The sequence below is a fragment of the Rhodoferax sp. LS1P39 genome (assembly GCF_056521425.1).
In genome coordinates this window covers 70661-82810 of sequence record NZ_JBWMAV010000007.1, presented here as the reverse complement: position 1 = coordinate 82810, position 12150 = coordinate 70661, and the positions used below count along the sequence as shown (strand labels likewise).

Below are 12150 nucleotides of genomic sequence, written 5' to 3'. Positions count from 1 at the left end.
CCGCCATGAACTACAAACAACAAAAAATTCTGGGCACGATCGGGCTGTATGCGCTGGTCGCGGTCATCGCCTTGTTTTGCCTGTTTCCGTTTTATTTCGCTATCGTCACCTCGCTGAAGTCAGGCACCGAGCTGTTCAGCACCACGCTGTGGCCGGCCGAGCCTTCGTTCAAGAACTACGTCGCCATGTTCACGGTGTCCGAGCATCCGTTTGGCCGCCACATCCTGAACTCGGTGGCGGTGTCCACTCTGGTGGTGTTGGCCTCGTTGTTTCTGGGTGTCACGGCCTCTTACGCGCTGGGCCGTATCCAGTTCCGGGGCCGGGGCCTGCTGCTGCTGACGGTGCTGGCCGTGTCCATGTTCCCGCAGGTGGCGGTGCTGTCGGGCATGTTCGAGCTGATGCAGTTCATCGGCTTCTACAACCACTGGTGGGGCCTGACCTTGCCGTACATGGTGTTCACCCTGCCATTCACCGTGTGGGTGCTGACCACCTTTGTGCGCGACCTGCCCAAAGAGCTGGAAGAAGCCGCCATCATGGACGGTTGCTCCCCCTGGGGCATCATCACCAAGGTGTTTTTACCGGTGATGTGGCCTGCGCTGGTGACTACCGGTCTATTGGCTTTCATCGCCGCCTGGAACGAGTTCATGTTCGCCCTGACCTTCGTGCTGAACAACGCCGACCGCACGGTGCCCGTGTCCATCTCGCTGATCAGCGGTGCCGACAAATATGAAATCCCATGGGGCAAGATCATGGCCGCCTCGGTGCTGGTCACGCTGCCGCTGATCGCCCTGGTACTGGTATTCCAACGCAAGATCGTAGGCGGCCTGACCGCTGGTGCGGTCAAGGGATAAGCACCATGGCAGCAGCTTCTGAATGGTGGCGCGGGGGGGTGATTTACCAAATCTACCCCCGCAGCTTCCAGGACAGCGATGGCGACGGTATCGGGGATCTGGCCGGAGTGGTGCAGCGCCTGCCCTATCTGGCCGACCTGGGGGTAGATGCGATCTGGATGTCGCCCTTCTTCCAGAGCCCGATGAAGGACTTTGGCTACGACATCTCGGACTACCGCGCCGTCGATCCCATGTTTGGCACCCTGGCCGACTTCGACGCGGTGGTGGCCAAAGCCCACAGCCTGGGTATCAAGGTACTGATTGACCAGGTGCTCAGCCACTGCTCCGACCAGCACCCCTGGTTTGTGGAGTCGCGCAGCAGCCGCGACAACCCGCGTGCCGACTGGTTTGTTTGGGCCGACCCCCAGGAAGACGGCACACCGCCCAACAACTGGTTGTCCATCTTTGGCGGCAGTGCCTGGCAGTGGGATACCCGCCGTTGCCAGTACTACATGCACAACTTTTTGACCAGCCAGCCCGATCTGAACTTCCATAACCCGGCGGTGCAGCAGGCATCGCTGGACAACATGCAGTTCTGGCTGGACCGGGGTGTGGACGGCTTCCGCCTGGATGCCGTCAACTTCTGCACCCACGACGCGCAGTTGCGAAACAATCCGGCGCGCGGTGCCCCCACCGACGACCCGTCGGTCAGCAAAGTCAACCCCTACGGCTGGCAGCGCCACCAGTTCGACAAGAGCCAGCCGGAGAACCTGGGTTTTCTGCGCCGACTCCGCAGCCTGCTCGACCAGTACCCCAACCTGACCACGGTGGGCGAAATCGGCGACGACGACACCCCGGCCCTGATTGCCGAGTACACCGGTGGCGGCGACAAGCTGCACACCGCCTACGCGTTTGATTTGCTAGGCCCGCGCTTCGATGCCCGCTACCTGCACAGCGTGGTGGCCCGCTTCGAAGCGGTTTGCCATGACGGCTGGGCCTGCTGGCCAGTGTCCAACCACGATGCCACCCGGGTCGCCACGCGCTGGCAGCAGCCTGGTGATAACTCGGGCTGGCTGCGGCTGGTGTTTGCCTTGCAGCTGTGCCTGCGCGGCAACCCCTGCATCTACCAGGGCGATGAGCTGGGCCTGACCGAGGCCACGCTGGCTTTTGAAGACCTGCAAGACCCGTACGGCATCACCATGTGGCCGGAGTTTGTGGGCCGCGACGGTTGCCGCACGCCCATGGCCTGGGATGCCAATGCGCCGCATGCGGGCTTCAGCACGGCGACCAAGACCTGGCTGCCGACGGCGGCAGCGCACCTGCCGCTGGCCGCACAGCAGCAAGTCGCCAACCCGGGTTCGTTGTTCCATTTCTACAAGGCCATGCTGGCCTGGCGGCGCCAGCACGCCGTGCTGCGTACCGGCGACATCGATCTGCTGGCTGCCGACGACGCAGTCCTGGCATTTGTCCGCCGCGACCAGGACGCGGCCCTGCTGTGTGCCTTCAACACCAGTGCGCAGACCGCGCGCTATGCCCTGCCTTCTGGCATGGCGTTGTCGGCCATGGATACCTCTCATTCCTTGCCCACGGGTGTGCTGGATGGCCAGACCCTGGTGCTTCCGCCGTATGGCGTAGTGTTTGTAACGCTTTAATTAAAAACAGTAGGAGACCTCCATGTCTGAAATTCGATTCCGTGATGTCCATAAGCGCTACGCCAGCCACCTGCCCGACACGATCCGCAAGGTCGATCTGGATATTGAAAAGGGCGAGTTCGTAGTGTTCGTCGGCCCGTCGGGCTGCGGCAAGTCCACGCTGCTGCGCATGGTGGCCGGCCTGGAAGACATCACCAGCGGTGAGCTGAGCATCAACGGCCAGCGCATGAACGAAACCCCCCCGTCGCGCCGTGGCGTGGCCATGGTGTTCCAGAGCTATGCGCTGTACCCGCACATGACCGTGTTTGACAACATGGCCTTCGGCCTGAAGCAGGCCAAAACCGACCCCACCACGGTGGAGCAGCGGGTACAAAAAGCCTCCAAGATCTTGCAGCTTGACCCGCTGCTCAAGCGCCTGCCCAAAGAACTCTCCGGTGGTCAGCGCCAGCGCGTGGCGATTGGCCGCGCCATCGTGCGCGAGCCCGATGTGTTCTTGTTCGATGAACCGCTGTCCAATCTGGATGCCTCGCTGCGGGTGCAAACCCGGCTGGAAATCGCCAAGTTGCACAAAGACATCGGCACCGCCAGCATGATTTATGTAACCCACGACCAGGTCGAAGCCATGACCCTGGCCGACAAGATCGTCTTGCTCAATGCCGGTGAACCCGTGCAGCGCGACGGCAGCGTGGCCCAGTGCGGCGCGCCGCTGCAGCTCTACCACCACCCGGTGAACAAGTTCGTGGCCGGCTTCATCGGCAGCCCCAAGATGAACTTCATCGCCGCCCGCCTGACCCGCGCCAACGGCAAGAGCGCCGTGGCCACGGTGGCCGACGTGGAAGTGCATGCCGAGGTGGATGCCACCCGCATCGCCGCCAATGCCGACGTGACCATCGGCGTGCGCCCCGAGCATGTGCAGATCGTGCCACCCGGCGGCCCCAACGTGGTGACCGGTCTGGTGGCCTTCCTGGAGCAACTCGGTGAAGCCAGCTACATCTATGTGCGCCTGACCGGCGGCGAGCTGGTCACCGTGCGCGAAAGCGGCCAGTCCACCAGCAGTGTGGGCAACCCGGTGCACCTGTATTTCCCACCCCACTGCATGCACCTGTTCGACGACAACGGTGTGGCCACCAAACGCACCGCCCCCCAGGAGATACTGGGTCAGCCGTTGGTGGCGGGTGTGTCGATTTCGCGGGCTGCCACGCACGCCGGTTGAGTGTCTGGCCTTCGGGCCAATGGGATATAAAAAGAGCTTCTAGCGCTTATTCAATAGGCACTAGAAGCTCTTTTATTTGTAGCAAACTGTTGCTGCTTTGACGGTATCCCAAGGGGGTCATTTGACTTATGCTTAGTACATCTGGGTACAAAAGCAGGTGGTTTTTATGGCGGTTAATGAGCTACTTCTGTCATGAAGGATGTGCGTCGGCGTAACGACAGGGCTGGCCTTGCGAACCGCTGGTTCCTGCCCATGGCGCTCGAGTCCGAGCCGGTACAGCAGTGGTCGGCGCGGCAGCTGGTGGCGCGCTCGCGCATGTCGGCTTCCACCTCATGTCTGGGTTACGGTTTGCAGGCCATCGTATTGCACGGCCATGTTGCAGATGCCGTGCTGTGGGGTTGGCTGCTGCTGTTGATCGCCTGTGAAATCGCCAACGGCGTGTCGGCAGCGCAACTGGGCCGGCATACAGGCGACCCCGTGCAGCGGTGGCGGTCGGAGCGTCGGTTGGCGCTGACCTTATTCTGTTCTGGCAGTAGCTGGGGCCTGGTTTGCCTGATGCCGGGCTTGCACGACCAAATCCCGCTGTTCATGTTTAACGTCCTGTTTCTGGTGGTGGTGGGGGTTATTTCGATCCATAACCTGTGTTTGTCGTGGCCCACCATGCTGGCCTTCAATGTGGGGCTGATGTGGCCCCCGCTCTGGGCTGCGGCGGTCTATGAAATGGTTTTGCCGCTGGCCCTGGTCGCTTCGGTGTTCGGCGAAATGACCATGGTGCAAGTCTATGGCCGCACCTCCCGCCATTTGTCGCTGCTGGGCATGCGCGCCCGCATGGCCGCCGAGTCCATGGCCGCCGAGCTCCGCCAAAAAAACGACGACCTGACCCATGCCCTGTCCGTGATTGCCGAAATGGCCGACCTCGACCCGCTCACCCAGTGCATGAACCGCCGCGCCCTGATGCGGCACCTGCAGGAGCCCGTGCGACACCAGCGCTTCGGGGCCTGCTTCGGCATCGTGCTGCTCGACATAGACCACTTCAAGCAAATCAACGACAGCCTGGGCCACGGCGTGGGCGACCAGGTGCTGGTGGCGGTGGCCGACTGCCTGCGCACCCATTTGCGCGCGCAGGACTGCCTGGCGCGTTGGGGGGGCGAAGAGTTCATTTGCCTGCTGGCCGATGTGGACGGCACGACCGTGCAGGCCATGGCCGAACGCCTGCGCTGGGCCCTGGCCGGTACCGCCATCCTGCCGCCACCGGCAGAGCTGCGCGTGACCGCCTCGTTCGGCTTGGCGCTGTGCCGCCCAGGCTACCCCTTGGACGCGGTCATCGACCAGGCCGACCAGGCCATGTACCGTGCCAAGCACGGTGGCCGCAACCGTGTCGAGGCCTGATCTGTTTATATATAAAAACAGCCTCCAGCGCTTATTCCATAAGCGTGAGTAGCTACTTTTAATATAGCAAGCGGCTTCAGACTTCCAGGTTGTCGATCAGGCGGGTACTGCCCAGGCGGGCCGCGCCCAGCACCACCAGGGGTTCGTCTGCGCCTGCAGGTGCCAGCAGGTCGCTGCGGCGGCGGGCCACCAGGTAGTCGGGGGCCCAGCCGCGCGCGCGCAGGCTGTCCATGGCCTGGGCTTCCAGGGCCGGGATGTCGCTGCCACCGGCTCGCAGGGCTGCGGCCATCGCTTGCAGGGTTTTGGACAGCTGCACCGCCTCGGCCCGCTCGGTGGGGCTGAGGTAGCCGTTGCGCGACGACAGGGCCAGGCCGTCGGCATCGCGCTGGGTGGGGCCCGCCACGATGTCGATGGGCAGGGCAAACTGCTGCACCAGGCGGCGGATCACCATCAGCTGTTGGTAGTCCTTCTGGCCAAACAGGGCGGTGCGCTGGCCCTTGGCCTCGGAGAACACGCAGCCAAACAGCTTCATCACCACCGTGGCCACGCCCACAAAGAAGCCGGGGCGGAACTGCCCCTCCAGCAGGTCGGCCAGTGCGGGGTTGGGCATGACCTTGAAGGTCTGTGACTCGGGGTAGAGCACCTTTTCGGATGGCGCAAACAGCACGTCGCAACCGGCATCTTTGAGCAAGGTGCAGTCGCGCTCCCAGGTGCGCGGGTAGCTGTCGAAGTCTTCGTGCGGCAAAAACTGCAGCCGGTTCACAAAGATGCTGGCCACCGTCACATCCCCCAAAGGCCTGGCCTGGCGCACCAGGGCCAGATGCCCCGCGTGCAGATTGCCCATGGTCGGCACGAAAGCCGGGTGCTGGTGGCCGCTGAGGTGGGCGCGGAGTTCTTCGAGGGTGTGGGCGATGCGCATCGGTAGGGTGCTGCGTTGTCTGGCGCAGCGATTTATTAAATTACCAGGCGTGCTGGCTGTTGTCGGGAAAGCTGCCGTCTTTCACGGCGCGCACATACGCTTCCATCGCGCCCCGCACGCTGGACGCGTCCAGCATGAAATTGCGCACAAAGCGCGGCATCTTACCCAAGTTGATCCCGAGCATGTCGTGCATCACCAGCACCTGGCCGGCCGTGTCCTTGCCCGCACCGATGCCGATGGTGGCGCAGTGGGGCAGGGCGGTGGTGAGTTCAGCGGCCAGCGGGGCGGGCACCATCTCCAGTACCACCATGGCGGCACCGGCATCCTGCAGGGCGTGGGCGTTCTGGCGCAGGGTACTGGCGGCGGCATCCGACTTGCCCTGCACCCGGTAGCCGCCCAGGGCGTGCACGGTTTGCGGGGTCAGCCCCAGGTGGGCGCACACCGGAATGCCGCGCTCCACCAGAAACTGCACGATCTCGGTGGTCCAGCCACCGCCTTCGAGCTTGACCATGTGCGCGCCGGCCTGCATCAGCACGCCCGCGCTGCGGATGGCCTGTTCGCGTCCCTCCTGGTAGCTGCCAAACGGCATATCGGCAATCACCCAGGCGGTGGACTGGCTGCGCAGCATGCCGCGCACCACGCTTTCGGTGTGGTAGCGCATGGCCTCCAGGCTGACACCCACCGTGCTGTGCAGGCCCTGGCAGACCATGCCCAGCGAGTCGCCGACCAGGATGCATTCCACCCCGGCGGCATCGGCCACGGCGGCAAAGGTCGCGTCGTAGGCGGTCAGCATGCTGATTTTTTCGCCGCGCTGGTGCATTTCGGCCAGGCGCGGCAGGCTGATGGGGCGGCGCTGCGCCGGGGTGCTGGTGGGCGGCAGCGTGCCGTAGGGCGAGGCCGATGGCGAGGCGTGCAGCGTGACGCTGGCGGCAGAGGTATCGGGCGTGGCGGAGTTCATGGTAGGTCCTTGATCGGTTCCACGGTATTGGGCGCCAGCGGGCCGACCAGGCCGAGCCGGGATTTCAGCGACTGCGGCTGGCCGGTCAGCAGGGCGGCGTAGTTGGTGGTGTTGGAGAGCACTTTTTTCACGTAGTCGCGGGTTTCGGTAAACGGCACATTCTCGGCCCAAATCGCCGCCTCCAGCACCGGCCCGTTGCGCCACACCCGCGGGCGGCCCGGCCCGGCGTTGTAGGCCGCCGCCGCCATGGGCATGGAGCCCGCAAAGTCGTCCAGCACCAGCTTCAGGTAGCCGGTGCCGATGGCGATGTTGGTGTCGCGGTCGGTGATCTGGTCGGCGGTAAAGCCGGTCAGGCCGATTTTCTTGGCGGTCCAGCGGGCGGTGGCGGGCATGACCTGCATCAGGCCGGAGGCGCCCACGCCCGAGCGCGCGTCCATGATGAAGCGCGACTCCTGGCGGATCAGGCCGTACACGTAGGCCGGGTCCAGGTTGATGGCCTGGCTGCGCTGTACCACGCTGTTGCGAAACGGGGTGGGGAAGCGCTGGTCGAAGTCCATTACGGTCTTGGTGCGTTCGCTGGTGTTGATGCAGCGGTCCCACACCTCGCGCTGGCAGGCCAGGTCGGCAGCGGCCAGCAGCTCGCGGTCGCCCATGCCGCCGCGCTCGTGCAGGTTGGTGCTGTAGTTCCATTCGCGGTTGCCCTCGCTGCGCAGGCCCAGCTGGATGGCGGCCAAGCCGCGTTGCAGGCCGATGTTGGCGCGGGCAGCGTCCTTTTCTTCGGGGGTGACGGGCAGGGGGCGCGGCGGCACGGTGATTTTCTGGCCCAGTTCTTCCAGCGCCAGTTGCTCGTAGAAGCCGCGCACCCCGGCAATGCTTTCAAACAGGCGCTTGGGCTCTACGCGGTCCAGGTCGGACTTGACCTGGGCCTGCAGGGCGCGGGCCTTCCAGTAAACCCAGGTGGGGTCGGCCTGCGCGTCCTTGCCCATGGCGGTCACAGCGCTGGCCACTTCTTTCCAACGGCCCACGCGCAGGGCGCTGCGCACCCGCCAGGCCAGCATTTCGTCGTTCAGGTCGCTGTTTTCGGTGACGTGGGCGTAGTAGTCCACCGCCAAGGGCGACAGCCGCATGGCCGACTGCTTGCCGATCACGCCCCAGGCCCAGTTGCTCTCTTCCATGTTGAGCTGGCTGCTCCATTTGCTGTCGAGCAGCGTGGCGGCGTTGTCGGGGTCGGAGGCGGCTATTTTCACCAGCGCCAGCAGCACCACTTCCCGGCGCGCGCGCGACAGGGCGGTAACTTTGCCCAGCAGGAACTTGGTCGGGCTGTCGTTGATCTCGGCCAGCAGCGGCAGCGACTCGGGGGCGACGATTTCCACCGCCTTGGCGACCATGCGCGGGCGGTTCGCCTCGGAGGCCAGGCGGGCCTTGCGCCAGATATCCACCGGTGTGAGTTTCTTGGCGGTATACAGCTGGCTGGCGGCCTGGGTGCAGCCGTCGTCGGCCTCGCGCAGGGAATACCAGTTCTTGCGCACCTCGTCGGCCAGGGCGGGGCTGCTGTTGGCAGCTTGCTCGATTTGTTCGATGCCGAGGGCGTAGCAACGTACTTCGCGGTCATCGGCCATGCGAAAGCGGCTGTATTCGTCGGCAAAGGTGGTCCAGTCGCGGCGCTGGCCCAGCAGCAGCAGCCAGTCGTTGCGCAGCCGGTCCTCTTGGTAGGTGTTGGGGAAACGGCTGCCAAAGACCTGCATGTCGAGTGCGGTCATCTCCTCCAGGCGCAGGCGCTGCTCCCAGTAGGCCGCCCAGGGCTCCAGCAGGTGGCCGCGCACCTGGGGCAGCAGGGCGGTAAGGCGCTTGCGGTCGCCCTTTTTGAAGGCTTGCGCCATGTCCAGGATGGTGGTGTCCCCCACAGGGTCGGATCTGGATTGGCTGCAGGCAGCGCCTGAGAAGACGAGGCTCAGGGCCAGCGTTAAGGATGTCAGAATGGCGTGAACTTGCATGTGGGGATTATGGACAACTCAAACAACGACAAAGCCCAGGACAAAAAAGCCCTGCGCGAGGCACTCGTCGCGCAACGTCTGGAGCTACCCGACCGCATGGAGCGGTCCGATTTGCTGCAGCGCGTGATGCGCATCTGGCTGGTGGGGCGGCCCGACACCGTAATCGGTGCCTACTGGCCCATCAAGGGCGAGTTCGACCCGCTGCCTGCCTTGCACCGCTGGAAGGAAGACGGCGAGCTGCTCGACGGCCCCCAGCTCAAGCGCATCGGCCTGCCGGTGGTCAACAAGCTGCACAAGACCATGACCTTCCACGCCTGGTACCCCGGCTGCCCCATGGAAGAAGATGCCTACGGCATCCTGAAACCCAAGGCCACCGAGATGGTGCAGCCCACCCTTTTGTTCGTGCCCTGCGTGGGTTACGCAGCGGGCGGCTACCGGCTGGGCTACGGCGGCGGCTTCTACGACCGCATGCTGGCCACCCTGGAGCCCAAGCCCTTCACCGTGGGCCTGGGCTTTACCCAGGGCTACCTGGACGACTTCGAGCCGGAAGCGCACGACGTGCCGCTGGATGCCATCCTGAACGACAACGGGGTCGTCTGGCCGGTAGGTTAGGCATTAAATGGGCCGCTAGCGCTTATTCCATCAGCGCAAGCAGCTCTTTTTAAGATAGCAAATCTCTTTTCAATCGAAATGGTCCACCGTATCCGGGTCGGGCGCGTCGCCTATCGCGGTGCGGGTGGCCTGGGCCTGTAGCAGCAGCCAGGCGCAAAAAGCCTTGATCTCGGGCCGGGCGGCGCTGCGCGGGCCGACCACCAGCCAGTAGGCCATGGGCGAGTCCAGCCGCATGTGGGGCAATATCTCTACCAAATCGCCGCTGGCCAGGCTGTCGGCAATCAGCGGCATGCGGGCCAGGGCCACGCCTTGGCCGGTGAGGGCGGCCTGGGCGATCTGGTGGGCGTAGTTGAAATGCATCCAGCGCTTGGGCTCCAGTTTGTGCAGCTTGTGCATCTCGAACCAGCGCTGCCAGGTCAGCCATTCCAGGTGCTGGGTGCGGTGCGAATCGCCCGCTTCCAGCAGCGCGAAATGGGCCAGGTCTTCGCCGCGCTGCAGCTTTTTGCCGGTTTTCAGCAGCCAGGGGCTGGCCACGGGGGTGAGCTGTTCGCCAAACAGGCGCACCGCGCCCGCAGGCACGGTGTCGGGCAGGGCGTAGCGCAGGGCCAGGTCCACGTCGGCGGTGTCCATGTCCACCAGGTTGTCGGTGGCATCGATGCGGATGTCGATGTCGGGGAACTCGGTCTGGAAGGCCTCCAGCCGGGTGATCAGCCACATCGACGCAAACGAAGCCCAGGTGCTGATGGCCACGCTTTTGCGCCCGGCGCTGCGCCGGATCATGCGCACCGTGCTGTCGAGCTGCTCCAGCGTTTGGCCCACGGTGCGCATCAATTGCGCGCCCGCGCCGGTGAGTTCCACGGCCCGGGTGTGGCGCAGGAATAGGGGCACGCCCACCTCGTCTTCCAGCGCCTGGATCTGGCGGCTTACCGCCGATTGCGTCAGCGACAGCTCTTCGGAAGCCGCCCGAAAGTTCAGCAGCCGCGCCACGGCGGCAAAGGCGCGCAACTGGCCGACGGCGATGGGGCGGGTGCGTAGATGGGTTTGGGTGGTCTGCATTTCGATTCATGCGGTTTGGGAATCAATAGCCTACCGCGTTTTCATTGGACCCATACCGCTATCGCCACGATGATTCACACCCAAGCAGTTATTTTTCAAGGAGTATTCCATGGCCCAGTTCAGCACTTTCTCATCGTCCCTCCCCCTGTCCGCAGCGGCATTGACGGCATGCTGGAAGCTGGACGCGGGCCAGGCCACCACCTTCCAGCCGCGCCAGCCGGGCCTGTTCCGCGTGGCCCAGGGCGCGGTGTGGGCCACCGTCAACGGCATGCAGCACGGCGAAGCCGAGCTGCCGGGCGACCGCCTGCTGAAGGCGGGCGATAGCCTGGCCTTGCAGGCCGGTCAGCGCCTGGTGGTCGAGTCGTGGGATGCAACGGCCCGCACGCCGGTGTACTTCAGCTGGGAGCCCGTCGCCGAGGTGGTCTGGGATGGCCGCCGCGAGGCTTCCAGCGCCGGTGCCCAGTGGCGCGGCGGCGTGGTGCAGCCCAGCTGCGACCTGGCGCAAGCCCTGCGCTCGGCGGTGGCTGCAGCCAGCCGCCTGGTGCTGGGCCTGGTCGGCCTGGGCGACTACCTGGTGGTGGGGCGTGGCCGGGCTGTGTAAACCTGTTGCTATCTAATTAAGAGCTGTCCGTGCTTATTCTATAAGCGCAGGCGGCTCTTTTTATTGGGAGGCGTCGAACCGGAAGCTGGACACGGTGATGCCGCCGAAGACGTTGTCTTCGTGGTACACGCAGGTGGCGGTGTCGTTCTCTGCCGCACCCAGGGCCACCATCAGCGGCAGCAAATGTTCTTCGCGCGGGTGGGCGATGCGGGCGGCGGGGGCGGCCGCCCAGTCCAGCAGGCGGGCTTCGCGCTCTGCCGGGCTGGCGGCCACTACGGTGTCTTGCAGCCACTGGTCAAAGGCCATGGACGGAGCCTTGCCCGGCGGGCCGAACTGGCGCAGGTTGTGGTAACTCAGACCGCTGCCCACAATCAGCACGCCCTCGTCGCGCAGCGGGGCCAGGGCCCGGCCCAGAGCGATGTGCACCGCCGGGTCCAGCCCGGTTTTCAACGACACCTGCAGCAGGGGCACATCCGCATCCGGGTACATCACCACCAGCGGCGAGAAGGTGCCGTGGTCAAAACCGCGCTGCGCATCCAGCCGCGCCGGCAGCCCGGCTTCGGCCAGCAGACCCTGGACGCGCAGGGCCAGCTCCGGCGCGCCGGGGGCCGGGTAGACCACCTTGTAGGTGTGGGGCGGAAAGCCGCCGTAGTCGTACAGCATGCCGGGGTGGGGGTTGGACATGATGCTGAAGGCGTTTTCTTCCCAGTGCGCCGAAATCACCAAGATGGCCTTGGGCGCCGGGTACTGGCGCGGCATGTCGGCCAGCGAGGTGGCCAGGCCGCGCATCGCCTCGCGCATGCTGTCCATGAACGGCCACGGCCCGCCGCCGTGGGAGATGAAATAGGTGGGGAGGGTGGTGGTCATGGGTGGGGCTCAAAAACAGCAATGTCGTATTACACCCGCTTCACCCGCAGTTTGCAGCC

11 protein-coding genes are annotated in these 12150 nt (G+C 64.8%); 6 read left to right on the top strand and 5 right to left on the bottom strand.

Features of this window, described 5'->3' with window-relative positions; genetic code table 11:
• Positions 1 to 5 precede the first annotated feature (5 nt).
• The 4 genes from AC097O_RS13160 (at position 6) to AC097O_RS13145 (ending at position 5084) form a co-directional block, all read left to right on the top strand.
• Entirely contained in the window at positions 6 to 851 is an 846-nt protein-coding gene (locus AC097O_RS13160; RefSeq protein WP_315182785.1) for a carbohydrate ABC transporter permease, read from the top strand.
• A gap of 5 nt (positions 852 to 856) precedes the next feature.
• On the top strand, positions 857 to 2482 hold the full coding sequence (locus AC097O_RS13155; RefSeq protein WP_479593258.1) for an alpha-glucosidase family protein: 1626 nt from the start codon (positions 857 to 859) through the stop codon (positions 2480 to 2482).
• A gap of 22 nt (positions 2483 to 2504) precedes the next feature.
• Positions 2505 to 3695 (top strand): sn-glycerol-3-phosphate ABC transporter ATP-binding protein UgpC, encoded by a 1191-nt coding sequence (locus AC097O_RS13150; RefSeq protein WP_315182780.1) that lies wholly within the window; start codon positions 2505 to 2507, stop codon positions 3693 to 3695.
• Between the two features lie 252 nt (positions 3696 to 3947).
• Complete coding sequence (locus AC097O_RS13145; protein ID WP_479593257.1) at positions 3948 to 5084, top strand: GGDEF domain-containing protein; 1137 nt, start codon at positions 3948 to 3950, stop codon at positions 5082 to 5084.
• Positions 5085 to 5160: 76 nt separating this feature from the next.
• Here the strand turns inward: AC097O_RS13145 and panC are convergent, their stop codons facing one another.
• The 3 genes from panC to AC097O_RS13130 are packed head-to-tail and all read right to left on the bottom strand — an operon-like array spanning position 5161 to position 8955.
• Positions 5161 to 6003, bottom strand: a complete 843-nt coding sequence (gene panC, locus AC097O_RS13140) for a pantoate--beta-alanine ligase (protein ID WP_479593256.1) — start codon at positions 6001 to 6003, stop codon at positions 5161 to 5163.
• Between the two features lie 40 nt (positions 6004 to 6043).
• Positions 6044 to 6961, bottom strand: coding sequence for a 3-methyl-2-oxobutanoate hydroxymethyltransferase (gene panB / locus AC097O_RS13135; protein ID WP_479593255.1), 918 nt, complete (start codon positions 6959 to 6961; stop codon positions 6044 to 6046).
• Positions 6958 to 8955, bottom strand: coding sequence for a lytic transglycosylase domain-containing protein (locus tag AC097O_RS13130; RefSeq protein WP_479593254.1), 1998 nt, complete (start codon positions 8953 to 8955; stop codon positions 6958 to 6960). Before AC097O_RS13130 ends, panB begins: the two co-directional genes overlap by 4 nt.
• 9 nt (positions 8956 to 8964) lie before the next feature.
• Here AC097O_RS13130 and AC097O_RS13125 point away from each other — a divergent pair, with 9 nt between their 5' ends.
• Complete coding sequence (locus tag AC097O_RS13125; protein ID WP_479593253.1) at positions 8965 to 9567, top strand: 5-formyltetrahydrofolate cyclo-ligase; 603 nt, start codon at positions 8965 to 8967, stop codon at positions 9565 to 9567.
• Positions 9568 to 9636: 69 nt separating this feature from the next.
• On the opposite strand, the gene AC097O_RS13120 is transcribed toward AC097O_RS13125, so the two are convergent.
• Positions 9637 to 10623, bottom strand: coding sequence for a LysR substrate-binding domain-containing protein (locus AC097O_RS13120; protein WP_479593252.1), 987 nt, complete (start codon positions 10621 to 10623; stop codon positions 9637 to 9639).
• A gap of 109 nt (positions 10624 to 10732) precedes the next feature.
• Here AC097O_RS13120 and AC097O_RS13115 point away from each other — a divergent pair, with 109 nt between their 5' ends.
• Positions 10733 to 11224: a DUF2917 domain-containing protein gene (locus AC097O_RS13115; RefSeq protein WP_479593251.1), complete on the top strand. Its 492-nt coding sequence runs from the start codon at positions 10733 to 10735 to the stop codon at positions 11222 to 11224.
• A gap of 60 nt (positions 11225 to 11284) precedes the next feature.
• On the opposite strand, the gene AC097O_RS13110 is transcribed toward AC097O_RS13115, so the two are convergent.
• The gene (locus AC097O_RS13110; RefSeq protein WP_479593250.1) at positions 11285 to 12091 is read right to left on the bottom strand and encodes a DODA-type extradiol aromatic ring-opening family dioxygenase; all 807 of its coding nucleotides are present in this window, start codon (positions 12089 to 12091) and stop codon (positions 11285 to 11287) included.
• Between the last annotated feature and the right edge of the window lie 59 nt (positions 12092 to 12150).

Excerpts from the sequence above, each read along its gene's own strand:
- AC097O_RS13145 (WP_479593257.1), top strand. The coding sequence starts at position 3,948 with ATGGCGCTCGAGTCCGAGCCGGTACAGCAGTGGTCGGCGCGGCAGCTG.
- AC097O_RS13115 (WP_479593251.1), top strand. The coding sequence starts at position 10,733 with ATGGCCCAGTTCAGCACTTTCTCATCGTCCCTCCCCCTGTCCGCAGCG.
- AC097O_RS13160 (WP_315182785.1), top strand. The coding sequence starts at position 6 with ATGAACTACAAACAACAAAAAATTCTGGGCACGATCGGGCTGTATGCG.
- AC097O_RS13125 (WP_479593253.1), top strand. The coding sequence starts at position 8,965 with ATGGACAACTCAAACAACGACAAAGCCCAGGACAAAAAAGCCCTGCGC.
- AC097O_RS13120 (WP_479593252.1), bottom strand. The coding sequence starts at position 10,623 with ATGCAGACCACCCAAACCCATCTACGCACCCGCCCCATCGCCGTCGGC.
- AC097O_RS13130 (WP_479593254.1), bottom strand. The coding sequence starts at position 8,955 with ATGCAAGTTCACGCCATTCTGACATCCTTAACGCTGGCCCTGAGCCTC.
- AC097O_RS13150 (WP_315182780.1), top strand. The coding sequence starts at position 2,505 with ATGTCTGAAATTCGATTCCGTGATGTCCATAAGCGCTACGCCAGCCAC.
- panC (WP_479593256.1), bottom strand. The coding sequence starts at position 6,003 with ATGCGCATCGCCCACACCCTCGAAGAACTCCGCGCCCACCTCAGCGGC.
- AC097O_RS13110 (WP_479593250.1), bottom strand. The coding sequence starts at position 12,091 with ATGACCACCACCCTCCCCACCTATTTCATCTCCCACGGCGGCGGGCCG.
- AC097O_RS13155 (WP_479593258.1), top strand. The coding sequence starts at position 857 with ATGGCAGCAGCTTCTGAATGGTGGCGCGGGGGGGTGATTTACCAAATC.
- panB (WP_479593255.1), bottom strand. The coding sequence starts at position 6,961 with ATGAACTCCGCCACGCCCGATACCTCTGCCGCCAGCGTCACGCTGCAC.